18 protein-coding genes are annotated in these 17,124 nt (G+C 46.9%); 11 read left to right on the top strand and 7 right to left on the bottom strand.

Features of this window, described 5'->3' with window-relative positions:
- The first annotated feature begins 584 nt into the window (after positions 1-584).
- Together trmB and BLR73_RS12485 are read left to right on the top strand one after the other, a co-directional pair.
- Positions 585-1,355: a tRNA (guanosine(46)-N7)-methyltransferase TrmB gene (gene trmB / locus BLR73_RS12490; RefSeq protein ID WP_091862496.1), complete on the top strand. Its 771-nt coding sequence runs from the start codon at positions 585-587 to the stop codon at positions 1,353-1,355.
- The gene (locus BLR73_RS12485) at positions 1,355-2,482 is read left to right on the top strand and encodes an Mrp/NBP35 family ATP-binding protein (RefSeq protein ID WP_028908157.1); all 1,128 of its coding nucleotides are present in this window, start codon (positions 1,355-1,357) and stop codon (positions 2,480-2,482) included. Before trmB ends, BLR73_RS12485 begins: the two co-directional genes overlap by 1 nt.
- A 37-nt stretch (positions 2,483-2,519) precedes the next feature.
- On the opposite strand, the gene BLR73_RS12480 is transcribed toward BLR73_RS12485, so the two are convergent.
- From BLR73_RS12480 to BLR73_RS12465, 4 genes are all read right to left on the bottom strand, one after another.
- Positions 2,520-3,551 carry a branched-chain amino acid aminotransferase gene (locus BLR73_RS12480; protein WP_255397381.1) on the bottom strand — a complete coding sequence of 344 codons (1,032 nt, stop codon included), beginning with the start codon at positions 3,549-3,551 and terminating at the stop codon, positions 2,520-2,522.
- Positions 3,552-3,625: 74 nt separating this feature from the next.
- Positions 3,626-3,814, bottom strand: coding sequence for an exodeoxyribonuclease VII small subunit (gene xseB, locus BLR73_RS12475; RefSeq protein WP_013065600.1), 189 nt, complete (start codon positions 3,812-3,814; stop codon positions 3,626-3,628).
- A 6-nt stretch (positions 3,815-3,820) separates the two neighbouring features.
- Positions 3,821-5,056: an exodeoxyribonuclease VII large subunit gene (gene xseA / locus BLR73_RS12470; RefSeq protein WP_091862490.1), complete on the bottom strand. Its 1,236-nt coding sequence runs from the start codon at positions 5,054-5,056 to the stop codon at positions 3,821-3,823.
- 18 nt (positions 5,057-5,074) lie between these two features.
- On the bottom strand, positions 5,075-6,394 hold the full coding sequence (locus tag BLR73_RS12465; RefSeq protein WP_091862850.1) for a S8 family peptidase: 1,320 nt from the start codon (positions 6,392-6,394) through the stop codon (positions 5,075-5,077).
- Between the two features lie 229 nt (positions 6,395-6,623).
- Between BLR73_RS12465 and BLR73_RS12460 the strand changes: the two genes are divergently transcribed.
- The 8 genes from BLR73_RS12460 to BLR73_RS12425 are packed head-to-tail and all read left to right on the top strand — an operon-like array spanning position 6,624 to position 13,095.
- Positions 6,624-7,985 (top strand): MATE family efflux transporter, encoded by a 1,362-nt coding sequence (locus BLR73_RS12460; protein WP_074833858.1) that lies wholly within the window; start codon positions 6,624-6,626, stop codon positions 7,983-7,985.
- A 6-nt stretch (positions 7,986-7,991) separates the two neighbouring features.
- Positions 7,992-8,609: a cytidylate kinase-like family protein gene (locus BLR73_RS12455; protein WP_013064578.1), complete on the top strand. Its 618-nt coding sequence runs from the start codon at positions 7,992-7,994 to the stop codon at positions 8,607-8,609.
- Complete coding sequence (locus tag BLR73_RS12450) at positions 8,606-9,097, top strand: metallophosphoesterase family protein (RefSeq protein ID WP_013063538.1); 492 nt, start codon at positions 8,606-8,608, stop codon at positions 9,095-9,097. Before BLR73_RS12455 ends, BLR73_RS12450 begins: the two co-directional genes overlap by 4 nt.
- 13 nt (positions 9,098-9,110) lie before the next feature.
- Positions 9,111-10,247 carry a dTDP-glucose 4,6-dehydratase gene (locus BLR73_RS12445; protein ID WP_033149413.1) on the top strand — a complete coding sequence of 379 codons (1,137 nt, stop codon included), beginning with the start codon at positions 9,111-9,113 and terminating at the stop codon, positions 10,245-10,247.
- Positions 10,234-10,539 (top strand): sigma factor-like helix-turn-helix DNA-binding protein, encoded by a 306-nt coding sequence (locus BLR73_RS12440; RefSeq protein WP_013064158.1) that lies wholly within the window; start codon positions 10,234-10,236, stop codon positions 10,537-10,539. Before BLR73_RS12445 ends, BLR73_RS12440 begins: the two co-directional genes overlap by 14 nt.
- Positions 10,536-11,741 carry a formate-dependent phosphoribosylglycinamide formyltransferase gene (gene purT, locus BLR73_RS12435; RefSeq protein ID WP_033149412.1) on the top strand — a complete coding sequence of 402 codons (1,206 nt, stop codon included), beginning with the start codon at positions 10,536-10,538 and terminating at the stop codon, positions 11,739-11,741. The genes BLR73_RS12440 and purT overlap by 4 nt, the downstream gene beginning before the upstream one ends.
- 17 nt (positions 11,742-11,758) lie before the next feature.
- On the top strand, positions 11,759-12,172 hold the full coding sequence (locus tag BLR73_RS12430) for a sugar 3,4-ketoisomerase (RefSeq protein ID WP_091862487.1): 414 nt from the start codon (positions 11,759-11,761) through the stop codon (positions 12,170-12,172).
- Positions 12,160-13,095, top strand: coding sequence for a GNAT family N-acetyltransferase (locus BLR73_RS12425; protein ID WP_091862484.1), 936 nt, complete (start codon positions 12,160-12,162; stop codon positions 13,093-13,095). Before BLR73_RS12430 ends, BLR73_RS12425 begins: the two co-directional genes overlap by 13 nt.
- A gap of 60 nt (positions 13,096-13,155) precedes the next feature.
- On the opposite strand, the gene BLR73_RS12420 is transcribed toward BLR73_RS12425, so the two are convergent.
- Genes BLR73_RS12420 through BLR73_RS12410 form a run of 3 tightly spaced genes read right to left on the bottom strand, consistent with a single transcriptional unit; the run spans position 13,156 to position 15,928 of the window.
- On the bottom strand, positions 13,156-13,749 hold the full coding sequence (locus BLR73_RS12420; RefSeq protein WP_013064176.1) for a LutC/YkgG family protein: 594 nt from the start codon (positions 13,747-13,749) through the stop codon (positions 13,156-13,158).
- Positions 13,750-13,786: 37 nt separating this feature from the next.
- On the bottom strand, positions 13,787-15,157 hold the full coding sequence (locus BLR73_RS12415) for a lactate utilization protein B (RefSeq protein ID WP_091862481.1): 1,371 nt from the start codon (positions 15,155-15,157) through the stop codon (positions 13,787-13,789).
- 33 nt (positions 15,158-15,190) lie between these two features.
- A complete protein-coding gene (locus BLR73_RS12410; RefSeq protein WP_091862478.1) occupies positions 15,191-15,928 on the bottom strand; it encodes a (Fe-S)-binding protein in 738 nt (245 codons plus the stop codon).
- Positions 15,929-16,113: 185 nt separating this feature from the next.
- On the opposite strand from BLR73_RS12410, the gene BLR73_RS12405 reads away from it, so the two are divergent.
- Positions 16,114-16,833, top strand: a complete 720-nt coding sequence (locus BLR73_RS12405; RefSeq protein ID WP_013063460.1) for a Bax inhibitor-1/YccA family protein — start codon at positions 16,114-16,116, stop codon at positions 16,831-16,833.
- Positions 16,834-17,124 lie beyond the last annotated feature (291 nt).

Genomic DNA, 17,124 nt, shown 5'->3' with positions numbered 1-17,124 from the left:
CCACACGTGGGAAATATTTTTTCCACACGAGAGCGCACTTTTTTATGCTTGTAAAGGTTATACTGTATACGATTTGTGTAACGAATAATGTAAAATATTATGAACTACCTTTGTATTTGTGCGGATACAGAAATACAGAATACAGTTTTGTTGTGAGCATTGTCAATCCAAAAATTCAGTAATTCAGAATTCAGTTTATTTGGCTAAGCATTTGTAACTTTAAATATACTCTATTAGGATATTATATATTATTATATATATTATAATATATATAATAATATATAATATTTATAAGATTGATAATTAGAGAGTGAATCGATAGTTGTATTAGCTCACAAGAAAACTGATATCTGATATCTGAGTCACACACAGATTATCCCTCTCCAAATAAACTGTATTCTGTATTCTGTATCCATTGATGCCTCTTTATCAGTGGATATATAGCTTCCTAAAAAACAGAATTACTGAATTCTGAATTTTCTCGCTCAGTTTAGATAAGTTGGTGGTATGGTGTTGCTAATAAAAAAACGAAAAAATTTGTTTTTTCGCTTACTTATTCGTACCTTTGCAGCACAATTTTAATTATGGGAAAAGGAAAGTTAGCTAAATTTGCGGACATGGAAATGTACGAGAACGTATTCCAGTATCCGTTTTCGGTGATTGAGAATGTGCCATTCGAGATGAAGGGGCACTGGCACGAGCAGTACTTCCACAATAATAACCCGATAGTGCTGGAACTTGGTTGCGGTAAGGGAGAATACACAGTGGAACTGGCCAAACTGTATCCCGACATGAACTTTATTGGCGTGGATATCAAAGGTGCACGTATGTGGACTGGTGCTACACAGGCCCTGAACGAGGGACTGAAGAATGTGGCTTTTCTGCGTACGAATATTGAAATAATTGAACGTTTTTTTGCTGAGGACGAGGTGCAGGAAATCTGGCTCACATTCAGCGATCCGCAGATGAAGAATCCTCGTAAGCGATTGACATCCACCTATTTTATGAATCGCTATCGTAAATTTCTGGTGGATGGCGGCGTGATACACCTGAAGACGGATTCGAACTTCCTCTTTACTTATAGTACCTATATGGTAGAGAAGAATGCGCTGCCCGTAATTTTCCGTACAGAGGATTTGTATCACGATGAGCGTATCGACGAGGGGACGAAGAAGATTCTGGCTATTCAGACTTATTATGAGGGCATGTGGATTGCCCGCGGACTGAATATTAAATATATGAAGTGGAATCTGCCTCGCAACGGCGAGCTGGTTGAACCCGAGGTGGAGATTGAACTGGACGACTATCGCTCGTATCACAGATCAAAAAGAAGTTCATTAGATAAGGCGAAATAATGGAAAACGTAATATACCCCAAGATGGTGATGGATGCCTTGGCTACGGTAACGTATGCAGGCACCAAGAAGAATGTGGTGGAGAGTGGTATGGTGGCTGATACACCTGCTGTGGCTGCTCCACAGAAGGATGGTGAGAACTGGAAAGTAAAGGTGGTGCTGGAGTTCCCACGCGATACTGATCCTTTCCTGAAATCAACTGTAAAAGCTGCCGAGGCGGCTATCAAATACCACTGCGGCAAGGAGGTTGAGGTAGAGATTGAAACAGAATTCAAGTCGAAACCACGTCCAGAGGTGGGCGAGATGCTGCCTGGCGTCAAGAATATTATTGCCGTTAGCTCGGGTAAGGGTGGTGTAGGTAAAAGCACCGTATCGGCTAACCTGGCTATCGCTTTGGCCCGTTTGGGTTACAAGGTGGGATTGCTTGATACCGATATCTTCGGTCCGTCAATGCCTAAGATGTTTAATGTTGAGGATGAACAGCCTTACGCTGTAAAGAAAGACGGTCGCGATTTGATTTGTCCCATCGAGAAGTACGGTGTTAAACTGCTGTCGATTGGTTTCTTTGTATCGCCAAACACTGCTACTCTGTGGCGTGGCGGTATGGCTACAAGTGCGTTGAAGCAGCTGATTGCTGATGCCGATTGGGGCGAACTCGACTATTTTATCCTGGATACACCTCCAGGCACCAGCGATATCCATCTTACATTGCTGCAAACACTGCCTATTACAGGCGCGGTGATTGTGTCAACCCCACAGCAGGTGGCTTTGGCTGATGCACGTAAGGGTATCGATATGTACCGCAACGAGAAGGTGAACGTGCCCATTCTCGGTTTGATTGAGAATATGGCCTGGTTTACACCCGCAGAGCTGCCCGAGAACAAGTATTATATATTTGGTAAGGAGGGTTGCAAGCAGTTGGCCGAGGAGATGCAGGTACCTTTGCTGGCACAGATACCACTGGTACAGAGCATCTGCGACAATGGTGATGCTGGAACCCCAGCTGCATTGAGCAGCGACACATCTACAGGATTGGCATTTATCAATCTGGCGCAATCGGTAGTAACGGTTGTGAATCGTAGAAACAAGGAAAAACCCGCAACGAAGATTGTAGGTATGCACAAATAAAAAAAAGCCTCGCTCATTTCGAGCGAGGCTTTTTTTTTTATTCAATCACAACAGTTGTCCAACCGTGCTTGTCTTCGAGTTCGCCGTACTGAATACCACGGAGTGTATCGAAGAGCTTCTTTGACTGTGGACCTGGCTTGTCGCCGAATGAGTAGCGCTTGCCGGTATCGAGGTCGTCGATATAAGAAATAGGGCTGATAACAGCGGCTGTTCCGCAAGCGCCAGCCTCCTCAAAGGTCTCGAGCTCCTCCTCGGGGATAGGGCGGCGCTCAACCTTCATGCCCAGATCCTCAGCAACCTGCATCAAGCTCTTGTTGGTGATAGAGGGCAGGATAGAGGTTGACTCTGGTGTGATATAGGTGTTGTTCTTGATACCAAAGAAGTTGGCTGCACCGCACTCGTCGATGTACTTCTTCTCCTTTGCGTCGAGATAGAACTCGCAAGCATAGCCCTTTTCGTGAGCCAGGTTGTTGGCAAACAGGCTGGCAGCGTAGTTACCACCTACCTTATACTTACCTGTGCCGAGAGGGGCTGAACGGTCGTAATCGCGAACAATCACATAAGGATTGCTTGAGAAACCACCCTTGAAGTATGGGCCTACTGGTGTAACGAAGATAAGGAAGCAGTACTCCTTAGAGGGGTGAACACCTACCTGAGCGCTGGTACCAATAAGCAGTGGGCGGATATAGAGTGTTGCGCCACTCTCGTAAGTAGGGATCCACTCCTGATTCAGGCGAACCACCTTCTTAACCATCTCGGTAAACAACTCGGTTGAAACCTCTGGCATCAAAATGCCGCGACAGGTGCTCTGCAGGCGCTTGGCATTCTCGTCAACACGGAACACACGAACCTTGCCATCGGGGCAACGGTAAGCCTTCAGGCCCTCGAAAGCCTCCTGACCATAGTGCAGGCAGGTGGCTGCCATGTGCAGATTTAAATACTCATCGGAGCAAACCTCGATTTCGCCCCACTTTCCATCGCGATAATAGCAACGTACGTTGTAGTCGGTCTTCATGTAGCCGAATGACAGACTACCCCAATCCAAATTCTTCATATTACTTTTTTCTATGTTTGAAATTTCAAATTTGCATGCAAAAGTATATAATTAATATCAAATTAACAAAACTTTTGGCCTAAAATCTTTTATTCTGTAAGTATTTTCTTGATTTCGGCGTCGGTTTTGGTAAGTTTGTCCTTGCAGAGCTTGATTAACTGCTGGGCACGTTTAAGCTGCTCGGCCATCTGGTCGATGTCGAGTTCGTCGTTCTCCATCTTGTGTACGATGGACTGTAATTCGGCTATAGCAGCCTCGTATTTCAGTTCTTTTTCCATTGTATTTTATACGGATTTAATTACTGAGTGAATGGTACCCTTGGCTAGGCGGGTCTCGATTTCGGCGCCGGGGGGCAACTGCGATGCGTCTTTTACGGCCCGGCCGTTATGCATAGTGATGCTGTAGCCGCGAGCCAGCAACAGGGTTGGGTCGAGGGCTTTGAGTTTCTCGTCCATCAGTTGCAGACGATGTCTCTCTGATGTTAATCGGCGCTCTATCAACATTGGCAGGCGGGTATAGAGGGCATCAATCTTAGCCTCCTGTCGGGTTTTTACAATCGAGAACAATCGGGGGATAGCCTCGGATATAATTGACAATTGAGAATTGGCAATTGATAATTTTTGCTGAACGTAGTGCGTAATCATGCTCTGGGCTCCTTCGATGGTTTCGAGTACGCCCTTCAGGTGGTCGATGAGCAAGGCGGCTGCAGCTGTGGGTGTTTTTACGCGGGTGTGCGAGATCATATCGAGAATGCTCTCGTCGCGCTCATGGCCGATACCTGTTATGATAGGTGTTGGGAAGTTGGCCACATTTTCGGCCAAAGCCAAGGTGTCGAAACCGCTCATATCGCTGGTAGCACCACCACCACGGATAATCACTACGCAATCAAATGGCATATCGTAAATCTGCTCCAGAGCACTGATGATGCTCTGTTCAACGCCCTCGCCCTGCATGATAGCAGGAAAGAGCTGTGTCTCGAATTTAAAGCCGTAAGGGTTATCAGCCAGTTGGTTGCAGAAATCGCCGTAGCCAGCGGCTGTTTGCGATGAGATAACGGCAATACGCTGGCAGAAAACGGGTAACTGTAGTTCCTTTTGCAGGTCGAACACGCCCTCGGCCTTAAGCTTCTGGATGATTTCCTGACGCTTGCGGGCCATATCACCTAAGGTGTAGGTGGGGTCGATGTCGGTCACGATCCACGAGAAACCGTAAGCCTCGTGAAACTGCGGGTAAACCTGTAGCAGCACTTTCATGCCGGCATGCAGTTGTTGACCGGTAGTGCGCTCGAAGTAAGGACGGATGGTGAGCCACTTGTTGGCCCAGCATTTGGCTGAGGCTTTGGCGATAGGTGTGGCGGTTTGTTCATCCTTCTGAATAAGCTCCATATAACAATGACCACGTGATTCGCGGCACTCGCTGAGTTCGGCTTCTACCCAGTATTCCATGGGCAAAGCATCCTCGATAGCCTCGCGTACCAAGCGGTTAAGCTCGAATAATGTGATATGGCGCTCTGTATTCAACTTTTTAATTCTTCGGTTTTACTCTATCTTTCCAATCATGTACGCCCGCCAGAAATTAGGGGTACCGTAGCCGTAAATATTATCGGGCTTCTGATAACTATCGCTGTTCTGGCGTACCAGATTAATGATTTCGAGAGCTGTTTTCTCGGGTAAGGCCTGCCACAAGCAAGCAACCAGCCCGGCTACGATGGGGGTTGAGAACGAGGTTCCCATATCGCGAACAATACCGCCACGCCCTGAAATAAGGTTGGCAGGACTGCCCAGGGCCATCACGTCGGGTTTGATACGCATATCCTGTGTAGGTCCAACGCCGCTAAAGGGGGCGTTTACACGTTGATGATTCAGTGCGCCCACCGTCAGGCAGTTATCGGCATCGGCAGGGAAAGTGATTTTCTTCCAAGGGCCCATGCCGCTATTTCCAGCTGAGTTTACCAGTACCATGCCCTTTTGTGCCACCATCGACGCTGTGCGCGATATGAGGGCTGTGCGACCATCCAGATCGTGCTGGTGGTAATAGCCATGACGGTTATCGTATTCGGTGTAGCCTAAGCTCGATGTGATGATGTCGGCGCCTAACGAGTCGGCAAACTCGGCAGCCATCGCCCAATAATCCTCCTCGACAGGCTGCTCGGTTTCCTGATCCTCGCATCGCAGCAGCCAGTAATGGGCATCGGGGGCTGTACCTATCAGCACCTCAGGCTCGTTGGCGGCCATAGTCGACAGAACTTTGGTGCCATGATCGGTTTCCTGATAAAAGTTGGGACTATTGGGGTAAACAAAGTCTTTTACGCCTGATATGATAGCGTGCTGAAAGGTGGGTAGAACGTTGCAGTTCTGGAATCCGCCATCGAGCACGGCGATGGTGATGCCTTTTCCACGACAACCGATATTATGCAAACGATGACCGTTTAGCATCTCGATCTGTTCGCGACCATGACCATAGAAAGATCCTTTCAGACTGTCCCATGAGTTGAATCCTGCGTTGGCCTTTATCTTGATTTGACGCTCGATGCTATCGGGGGCTTCCCACACCATCTCGCAGTTCTTTACGTAAGCTTGCTCGCCCAAACGACGCAAAAAAGTGGTGTCGGCCGAACGAACCAATACGGTGTTGTTCCATCGGCTGGTACCGATAACCATCGATTCGGTTTGTGAGCGTTTAACGTTGCGATTGGCATCGTTGATCATGCGATCGATGGCTTTCAAGTAGCCGCTGCTTACGGGCAGGTCGGTAGAATCCAAGGGTAATCCCTGCTTGCGGCGGCGCTCAATACTTTTGTGCGAGAGCCAGCGCTGAGGGCGGTCGAGCGTATAACTTGATTCGCGTTTATCCTGCAAAGTATAACGCCAAATATAGCATTTGCCCCCAGGATATTTCCTCTTGGGAAGTGTGGCTGCACTGGCTGTTATGGCGCAGAAAAGTGCGGCAATCAGTAGGTTTATCAAACGTAAATTGGTCATTCAATTTGATTTTACGAGTGCAAAGATACAAAGATTATTTTAAAAAGTGCATCTTATCTCGGAAAATATTCGTACCTTTGCAGCGTTTTAATAAATATGTACGCGAATGAGTGATAACAAACAAGCCGCTTTGGCATTAGGAACGAAACCCGTAGGGCAATTGCTGTGGCAGTATGCCCTGCCTGCAATCGTGGCCATGTCGGCTTCGAGTCTCTATAATATCATCGACCGTGCTATGATTGGTCAGATAGTAGGCCCCGAGGCTATTGCAGGCTTGGGCATTACCTTCCCCTTTATGAACCTGAGTGCAGCCTTTGGTGCAGCAGTAGGTGTGGGATCGAGTGCCAGCATTAGCGTAAAGCTGGGACAGAAGGATTATCCTACAGCGCAGAATCTGTTAGGTAATACCCTGACGCTGAACCTGATTATTGGTTTCTCGTTCATGGTTATCTGTCTGCTTTTCCTGGATCCCATCCTGTATTTCTTCGGTGCCAGCGAAGTAACACTGCCTTATGCACGCGAGTTTATGACCGTTATCCTGCTGGGTAACGTAATGACCCACATGTATTTTGGTATGAACGCTGTGCTGCGTGCAGCAGGCAAACCCAAACATGCCATGTACTCGGTGCTGTTTACAGTGGGCATGAACATATTGCTGGTGCTGGCGTTTGTATGGTGGTTCCGTTGGGGCATCCGTGGTGCAGCTTTGGCTACCGTAACATCGCAAACGATTGCTATGTGCTGGCAGTTGTGGCTATTCTCGAACAAGAACGAGATACTGCACCTGAAACGCGGCATCTATAAACTGAAGAAACGATTGGTAAGCAATATCATTGCTATCGGTATATCGCCATTCCTGATGAACGTTACATCGTGTGTAATCGTGATTTTTATGAACAACCAGTTTGTTCGCTATGGTGGCGATATGGCTGTGGGTGCCTACTCGATAGCCAACTCGGTGGTGATGATGTTCTTTATGTTTGTAATGGGTGTGTGCCAAGGTATGCAGCCTATCGTGGGCTATAATTACGGTGCCGAGAAGTACGACCGCATGTTGCGATGCCTGTTTATGGCCATCGGATGTGCTACAACTATCCTGCTGGTAGGTTGGATACTGTCGATGCTCTTCCCCCGCGAGATTGCTCGCATCTTTACCACCGACGAAACACTTATAGAACTGTCGGCCACGGGTATCAAACTGGATATGCTGGTATTCTTCGTGGTAGGTGCGCAGGCTACCATCACACATTTCTTCCAGAGCATCGGGAAAGTAAAGGTTTCGATATTCCTCTCGCTGTCGCGACAGCTCTTCTTGCTGCTACCGATGGCGTATGTGTTCCCGCTGATATGGGGGCTCGACGGTGTGTGGTATTCGATGCCAGCTAGCGACTTCCTGTCGTTTGCGATGACAATACCCTTGCTGATGTGGTATATGAAGAAATTTAAAGCAGCGAATGCGAATAACTAAAGAATAATGAAACATATTATTATTAACGTAGGCAGACAGGTTGGTGCTGGCGGACAGGAAATAGGACGCATGCTGGCCAAGGACTTTGAAGCGAAGTATTACGATCGCGAGTTGCTGAATCTGGCTGCTAAAGAGAGTGGATTCTCAGAGAAGTTCTTTAAACAGAACGATGAGAAGAAAGGCTTTTTGCGTGGATTGCTGAATGTGCAAACACCACATTTTATGGGTGGCAACTTGTACGGTTCGAACTTCTCGCAGGAGAGCCTTTTTAAGTTTCAGAGCGATGCCATCCAAAAGGCAGCCAGCGAGGGCAGTTGTGTGTTTATGGGCCGTTGTGCCGACTACATTCTGCGAGATTTCGAGAATGTGGTGAACGTGTTTATCACCGCCTCGATGGACTTCCGCGTAGATATCGTATCGAAAGTTAAGCAGTTGGATGCTGAGCAAGCCCGTAAACTGATTGAGCATGTTGAGGCCCGTCGTGCGCAATACTATAATTACTATACTGGTAAGAAGTGGGGCGCTGCTGAAAGCTACGACCTGTGCGTGGATGCCAGTTTGCTGGGACTTGAAGAAACCGAGAAACTGATTGCCGATTTTATTCGCAAGCGTTTTGGATTATGAAGAGAATAGGCATACTGAGCGATACTCACAGCTATTGGGACGATAAGTATCTGCACTACTTTGAACCCTGCGACGAAATTTGGCATGCTGGCGATATCGGTAGTGTAGAGGTGGCCGAGAAGTTGGCTGCATTCCGTCCCTTCCGCGCTGTCTGCGGTAACTGTGATGGGGGCGACTTGAGACTGATGTATCGCGAGCTGAACCGATTTAAGTGCGAGGATGTAGATGTGCTGATTAAGCATATTGGCGGTTATCCTGGCAACTACGATCCCAGTGTTCGCTCTACGCTCTATGCCATGCCGCCACAGTTGTTTGTGGCAGGACACTCGCATATACTGAAAGTGAAATATGACAAAACCCTGAATCTGCTGCACATAAACCCAGGTGCCGCTGGAATACAGGGATGGCATAAAGACAGAACCCTGGTCCGCCTTACCATCGACGGAAAAGAATTTAAAGATTTAGAAGTTATAACATTAGGAGATTAAAAAATATATAGATATGAAAAGAACTATCGTTATTACTGGAGGTGCAGGCTTTATCGGCTCACATGTAGTCCGCCTGTTTGTTAACAAGTATCCCGATTATCACATTATCAACCTCGACAAGTTGACTTATGCTGGTAACTTGGCTAACCTGAAAGATATCGAGAACAAACCCAACTACGAGTTTGTGAAGATGGATATCTGTGACTTTGATGCCTTCTACAAACTGATGCAGGATAAGAAGGTTGACGGTATCATCCATCTGGCTGCTGAGAGCCATGTTGACCGTTCGATTAAGGATCCATTTACATTCGCCAAGACCAACGTGATGGGAACCTTGAGCCTGTTGCAGGCTGCCAAGTTGTATTGGGAGAGTCTGCCCGAGAAGTACGAGGGTAAGCGCTTCTATCACATCAGTACCGATGAGGTGTATGGCGCATTGGAGCTGACACACCCCGAGGGTATCGAGCCTCCATTCACAACTACCGCATCAAGCTCAGAGCACCATCTGGCTTACGGCGATAAGTTCTTCCTGGAGACAACCAAGTACAATCCTCATTCACCATATTCGGCTTCGAAGGCTTCTAGCGACCACTTTGTTCGTGCATTCCACGATACCTATGGCATGCCTGTAGTAGTAACCAACTGCTCGAACAACTACGGTCCTTACCAGTTCCCCGAAAAGCTGATTCCTTTGTTCATCAACAATATCCGTCATCGCAAGCCTCTGCCTGTTTATGGTAAGGGCGAGAACGTACGCGACTGGCTGTATGTTGAGGACCACGCTCGTGCTATCGACGTGATTTTCCACGAGGGTAAGATTGCTGATACCTATAATATCGGTGGCTTTAACGAGTGGAAGAACATTGATATCATCAAGGTGGTTATTAAGACCGTCGATCGCTTGCTGGGTCGTAAGGAAGGCGAGGATATGGACCTGATTACCTTCGTTACCGACCGTGCCGGACACGATTTGCGTTATGCTATCGACAGCTCAAAACTCCAGAAGGAACTGGGTTGGGAGCCTTCTCTGCAGTTCGAAGAGGGTATCGAGAAAACCGTTCGCTGGTATCTCGACAATCAGGAGTGGCTGGATAATGTAACCAGCGGCGATTATCAGAAGTATTACGATAATATGTATGCCAACAGATAACTTAACTAAAGAACTCCACTCGTATCTGGTGCGTATTGGTATCAATCCCACCAGCGTTACTCCCCAGATGGAGCACTATCTGGAGCATCTGCTCTACTTGTTGCCACCTGAGGAAGAGGAGGCTGTGACGCATTACTATGGACTGTTTGGCTGCGAACGCAAATCGTTGCAGGAGATAGCCAAGGAGCTGAAGATGAGTCAGGAAGATGCTATGGCGCGTATCGACCAGTGCGTACGCAAGTTGGCTGTAACGCCCGAGTGGCAAATGTTGAAACAAACAATAGAAAAATGAAAAAGATTCTGCTTTTAGGCTCAGGAGAACTCGGTAAGGAGTTCGTGATAGCCGCCATGCGTGCAGGCCAGTATGTGATTGCCTGCGATCGTTACGACAATGCGCCAGCCATGCAGGTGGCTGATGAGCGCGAAGTATTCTCAATGCTCGATGGCGATGCTCTTGAGGCTGTGGTAAACAAGCACAAGCCCGATATCATCGTGCCTGAGATTGAGGCTATACGTACCGAACGACTGTTTAAGTTCGAGGAGCAGGGTATCCAGGTGGTTCCATCTGCCCGCGCCGTAAACTTTACAATGAACCGTCGTGCTATCCGCGATCTGGCATCGAAGGAACTGGGACTGCGCACAGCAAAATATTTCTATGCCAAGACCTTTGATGAGTTCAAGGCTGCAGCCGATGAGATTGGATTCCCATGTGTTGTTAAGCCATTGATGTCGTCATCTGGTCACGGTCAGAGCTATGTACACAACGACGACGAGCTGGAGCAGGCCTTTAAGGAGGCTATGGAAGGTAGTCGTGGCGATGTGAAAGAGGTAATCATCGAGGAGTTTATCGACTTTGATTCGGAGTTTACCCTGCTCACCGTTACACAGAAGAATGGTTGGCCCACACTGTTCTGTCCTCCAATCGGACACGTACAGAAGGCAGGCGACTACCGTGAGTCGTGGCAGCCATATAAGATAAGCGATGAGGCTTTGAAGCAGGCACAGATAATGGCCGATAAGGTAACTAAGGCCCTTACTGGTGCTGGTATCTGGGGCGTTGAGTTCTTCCTGACCAAGCAGGGCGAGGTTATCTTTAGCGAGCTGAGTCCACGTCCGCATGATACTGGTATGGTAACACTCGGACATACCACCAACCTGAGTGAGTTTGAGTTGCATTTCCGTGCCGTGATGGGAATGCCTATACCCGCAATTCATCTTGAGCATGCTGGTGCATCGGCTGTAATTCTCTCACCAAAGGAGGCTTCTACACCTGTCGATCGCTCATTACTCGACTACAACTTCGACGAGGCACTGAAGGAGGATCGCACACGTATCCGTATCTTCGGTAAACCCGAGGCCCATAAGGGTCGTCGTATGGGTGTAGTACTCTGTTACGGTGAGGTTGGCGACGATGTAAATGCGCTGCGCGACAAAGCCAAGCGTCTGGCTAAGACCGTACTGGGTACCGATCCATACACTAAGTTTGAACACTAAACAAGTGTAACTATAGAATGAACCGCTTAGAGGTTAAAATCATAGATTTGCCCAGGATCACTGATCCGCGTGGCAATCTGACGTTTGCTGAAGCGCAGGCTATGATTCCCTTCGATATCAAGCGCGCCTATTGGGTATATGATGTGCCTGGTGGTGAGAGCAGGGGAGGGCATGCGCATAAAAAGCTCCGTCAGTTTGTGATTGCTCTAAGCGGTTCGTTTCATGTAACGTTGGATAATGGTTACGAACGCAAGACTGTGTTACTGAATCATCCTTGGCAAGGCTTGCTGATCGATACCAATATCTGGCGAACACTTGATGATTTCTCTTCGGGCGGCGTATGTCTGGTTCTGGCTTCGGAACATTACGACGAGGATGATTACATCTATGATTACGGCGAATTCTTGAAATACATCGGATGTTCGAAATAAAACGATACACACCCGACTTGGCCACCGAATGGAACCAGTTCGTGGCTACATCGAAGAACGGCACTTTCCTCTTCGATCGTAACTATATGGACTATCATGCTGACCGATTCACAGATTTCTCGCTGATGATTTATCGCCGAGGAAAACTCTATGCGTTGCTGCCCGGTAATGTGGATGGCGATACGTTTTATTCGCATCAGGGCTTAACGTACGGCGGACTGCTCATGAACGGCAAGGCTACAGCTGCCGATGTTGTTGAGATATTTAAACTATTGGCAGAAAAATGGCGCTCAATGGGTTTAAAGAAAGTGGTGTATAAACCTGTGCCTTGGATATATCACGAGCAACCTTCGGAAGAAGATCTTTATGCTATCGTTGAGGTTTTCGATGTGCGTATTACACGTAGTTTATCTACAACCATCTCCCGTGAGCAGCCAAATACGTGGTATCGTATCAGAAAAAGTGGGGCAGAAAAGGCCCTGCAGGCAGGTGTGGTGATCGAGGAAACCGAGGACTATCAGCCTTTCTGGAAAATTCTGTCGGCTAATCTGCAAGAGCGATATAGCCTGAAACCTGTGCATACACTCGATGAAATAATGTTGTTGCACGAGCGTTTTCCTGAGCAAATACGTTTGTTTGTTGCAAAAGAAGATTGCGAAACCATTGGTGGTTGTGTGCTTTATCTTACTAATCAGGTGGTTCATTCGCAATACATTGCAGCCAACCCAAGGGGGAGAGAGTTGCATGCACTCGATGGATTGTTTGAGCAGGTAATCAGTCTGTCTTTTTGTCATCATCGATTTTTTGATTTTGGTATCTCAACCGAAAATCAAGGTACATATTTGAATAAACAATTGATTTATCAGAAAGAGGGTTTTGGAGGGCGTGGCATTTGCTACGATTGGTATAAATGGTCACTTTGATATCACAAAAAAGAGGTCGATTGATAATCGACCTCCTGAATGTGTTTAATGCTTATACCTTTATTCTGGCAGTAGTAATACGGTGGCGCTTCGGGCCGCTTGGGCACCCATCACCAGTACTTGTGCAATATCAGCCGTTTTCGACGGTCCGCTGATAAACGTACCATATCCATCGTATTCGTTATCAAACTCAATGCGCTTGTAAGCCTCGTGCATGTTGTTTACAATCTGACTCTTAGGTAGCAGGATGATCAGATTCTCGGAGATGAAGCAAACGGCTTTCTCCTTCATGGTTTGTGGAATCCAGATGCACGCGTTTTCTGCTACACCAAATTTACCTCGGATAATGCCAACATCTGTGCCGTTAAGATCGCGGGCTCTGCCAACAGTATCAGGGTTTCTAGTGGCGATGGTTATCTCTGGCAGATTTGAGGCAATCTCCTTGGCGTCAGGAAACAACTCCTTGATAAGCACGTTGATATCGCGGCCAGGATCAACTTCTATCACTTGTCCGCCTACCATCTCTGTCATCTTCACAAACTGAACCAGTGGGTTGGGGTAGGTGGTTGCTTTGATATCACTCAAATCGGGCATGTCGTATTTCTCTCTCACATTCGCCCTGTATCTCTTCAGAATATCGTCTTTGTTACTCATAACTTAATGTTCAATGTTCAATATTCAATGTTCAAAGTTATTTCACTTTTCCTTTCTTCCATAGCGAGTGGAATGTTTCCTTAGGGAATTTCATCATCTTATGCCCCTCGGCCCATGGATTCATGCCGCAGTTGATAAGTGGCGATGGAATGAGGTTGGCCCAATGAGCCAAAGCCGTACCAAGATTGTAAACGCCCTCGTTGCCATATACCATACTCATGCCTTTACACATCATCTTCTTTTGCGGGTTAGCAGTACCGAACTCGTCTAACTGCTGGCGCCACATGTAAATCTGGTCGCCTAAGTTTACCTTGGCTGGGCAGAGCGTCTGACATGAGTTACACAGGGTGCAGGCACTAACATTACCGGAATGCTTTTGTGGATCGCGAAGCATACCAAGGTTAATGCCGATGGGACCTGGGATGAAGTAGCTGTACGAATAGCCGCCACTACGACGATAAACAGGACAGGTGTTCATACACGATCCGCAACGAATACACTTAAGTGTTTCCCAATGCTCAGGGTTACCAATCCACTCGCTGCGTCCGTTATCAACCAGCACAATGTGCATGGGGTTGGCAGTAGGACGTGCCTTTCGGAAATGCGAGGTGAACGTGGTGGTAGGCTGGCCCGTTCCAGCTCTACAAAGCATGCGCTGGAACACGGCTAAGCAATCGTAATTAGGAATAATCTTCTCCAATCCGATAGCAGCAATGTGCAGTTTGGGACATGAAGTCGACATGTCGGCATTACCCTCGTTTGTACAAACCACGATATCGCCTGTTTCTGCGATACCAAAGTTGGCGCCCGTCATACCAGCATCTGCGGTAAGAAACTCGTTGCGCAGACTCAATCGGGCTACATAAGTAAGGTACGTGGGATCGTGGTTGCCCTTCTCGCTGCCAAGTTTCTCCTCGAATAGTTCGCCTACATCGTCGTGGTTCAGGTGGATAGCTGGCATCACGATATGGCTCGGTGCCTGACCTTTCAGCTGGATGATGCGTTCACCTAGGTCGGTCTCTACCACCTCAATGCCATGCTGCTCCAGGTACGGATTCATCTCGCACTCCTCTGTCAACATCGACTTTGATTTAACGAGTTTCTTGACGTTATGGTTTTTCAGGATGCCATATACGATTTCGTTGAATTCGTGCGCATCTTTGGCCCAATGCACAATACAACCATTTTCTTCAGCCTTTGTGGCAAACTGGTCAAGATACTCGTCCAAATGGGTGATGGTATGGCGCTTGATGGCGCTGGCCTTCTCGCGTAGTTGCTCCCATTCATCAAGTCCGTATGCCATATTGTCACGTTTGGTGCGTACTGCCCAGAAAGTGGCGTCGTGCCATTTTGCGTATGTTTGGTTCTTCAAGAACTCCTTCGCTGCGTTACTATGTGCTGTACTCATAACTCTAAATTTTCAATTCTCAATTTTCAATTATTAAAGTCCTGCTGCTAAGATCTCTACCACATGCTTGAACTCCACATCCAATCCTTGCTTCTTGGCAATACCTGCCATGTGCATCAGGCACGAGCAGTCGGGACCGGTTATGAATCGTGCACCGGTTTTCATATGGCGCTGCACTTTATCTATACCCATCTGCTCGCTAATGGCTGTTTCCTCAACCGAGAACATACCGCCAAAACCGCAACATTCGTCAGGGCGCTCAGGCTCTAATACCTGTATGCCCTCTACAAGGTTCAACAAATCCTTGATTTTATTGAACTTGGGGATATTCTCCTCGCTAGGCGAGCTCAGCCCCAATTCTCTCACGCCGTGACAAGAGTTGTGTAAACTAACCTTGTGCGGGAAGGTGCCTAATGGATGGTTGACCTTCACCACATCGTGCAGGAATTCAACAACATCCATCGCTTTCTTGGCTGTCTCGCACTCCGTTTTACCTTTCAATAAGCGAGGATAGTTTAACTTTATAAACGCAGTACAACTAACCGAGGGCGATACCACATAGTCGAAACCTTTGAATTTCTCTTCAAACTTTTCGGCAAGTGGGATAGCTTGTCCCTCAAATCCGGCATTAGCCATCGGTTGTCCGCAGCAGGTCTGGTTTAGCGGGTAGTCCACATCCAGCCCTAGATGCTTTAATAGTTTGTAAGTGGCTATTCCTACCTGAGGATAAACCACGTCAACATAGCAGGGAATAAATAAACCGATCTTCATTTTCGTTAGTGTATTATTATATTTGTTTTTTTAGTTATTCATGGGCAAATATAGTGAAAAATTTCCAAAAATACTAATAAATCGGTATTTTTGTTGCTTATTTATGTTTTATTAAAAGTAAATGCTTACCTTTGTGGCATTAAATTTGCGGTAACATTAATGAATCTCGAAATAAAATAATGAGTATGAATTATAACGAATTTAACTTTGATGGTCTGACACGTGAGCGAGAGCTCTCTATGTCGGCTGCTTTCCCCGCATTGATGCGGAAAGTGTATGTATGGATGACGCTGGCTCTTGTGCTTACAGGTGTTACAGCGTATGGTGTGGCTACAAGTCCTGGTATTCTTACCGCCTTGTACTCTAACAGTGTGCTCCTTTGGGGACTGGTAATAGCCGAGTTCGCCATCGTGTTTGGCGTAAGTGCTGCCATTAACCGATTGTCGCTCACTACAGCTACGTTGCTGTTTGTGCTGTATTCGGTTATTAATGGTGCATTGTTCTCGTCTATCTTCATTGTCTATACAATGTCGAGTATCGCCAGCGTATTCTTTATCACTGCTGGTACATTTGCGGTAATGGCACTCATCGGTTATACAACCAAGACCGATCTTTCGTCGATGGGAAAGATTCTCTTCATGGCGCTGATAGGTATTATTATCGCTACTGTTGTGAATATCTTCCTGAAGAGTTCTGGTCTTGAAATGATTGTGAGCTATCTGGGCGTTTTGATATTCGTGGGTCTTACTGCTTACGACTCTCAGAAAATCAAAAATATGCTTTTGATGGCACCCGATGCTGGAGAGGCTGCTCAGAAGATGGCACTTTTGGGTGCTTTGACCCTCTATTTGGACTTCATAAACCTCTTTATTTATCTGCTGCGTATTTTTGGACGTCGAGAATAGGCTTTTCGCGTACATTATATATAATAAGAGGTAAAAATGTCAAATATGTAAATATTCCCGAAAACTTTCATGTTTTTGGGAATTTTTTTTCGAAAATATTTGGATGGTATTAAAAAATGTCGTACCTTTGCACCCGCTTTCGCTTAAAAACGATAGCACACTAAGAAAGAGTTCTTTGAAAGATTTACATAGACAGAAGTAGTACAAGAAGCAAGAGCAGAAATGCTCTTGGGTAAATGAACAAACCGTTTCAATTTCTTGAATTTGGATAGTTGTTCTGAGACAGATATA

It is taken from the genome of Prevotella sp. khp1, assembly GCF_900102205.1.
Taxonomy (GTDB): domain Bacteria; phylum Bacteroidota; class Bacteroidia; order Bacteroidales; family Bacteroidaceae; genus Prevotella; species Prevotella ruminicola.
Note: the sequence above shows the minus strand (reverse complement) of the source record. Positions and strands in the feature narration are given on the sequence as shown.